1 protein-coding gene is annotated in these 368 nt (G+C 67.7%); it reads right to left on the reverse strand.

The features are described from left to right. Nucleotides 1-76 precede the first annotated feature (76 nt). On the reverse strand, nucleotides 77-223 hold the full coding sequence (locus tag AB4Y32_RS40885; protein WP_439899912.1) for a hypothetical protein: 147 nt from the start codon (nucleotides 221-223) through the stop codon (nucleotides 77-79). Between the last annotated feature and the right edge of the window lie 145 nt (nucleotides 224-368).

The raw sequence follows: 368 nt of genomic DNA on the forward strand, positions 1-368 counted from the left end.
ACTGCTGCGAACCCACGCGCGCGCCTCACTACCAGGCTCGCTCGAGCTTCCCGAGAGCGAGCGCCCGTTCAACCCGTCACGCCAGACACGGATTGCACTCGCCAGTGCCGGCGACATCGGACCGCAAACGCGCCTGCTCGACGAGTCGGGCGGGATACCTCTTCGCCAGTCCGACGATGCCCCACATGCCGCGATGGCCGACACGACCTTCGGCGTCGAACATGTGCTGGCAGAGCGCCTTCGATCACGCGCTGCGCCATCACGTCTACCGGTACCGGCAGGTGCGCGCGATTGTTGAGCGGCTGTTCGAGCAGGCCCTTGAGCGCCTCGACAGCGCGCCGCAACTCGCCTTGCCGCTGACGCAGGAG

Origin of the sequence: Paraburkholderia phymatum (assembly GCF_040965635.1) — a bacterium.
GTDB classification, from domain to species: domain Bacteria; phylum Pseudomonadota; class Gammaproteobacteria; order Burkholderiales; family Burkholderiaceae; genus Paraburkholderia; species Paraburkholderia phymatum_B.

Coding starts and splice junctions, on each gene's coding strand:
- AB4Y32_RS40885 (WP_439899912.1), bottom strand. CDS start 223: ATGTTCGACGCCGAAGGTCGTGTCGGCCATCGCGGCATGTGGGGCATC.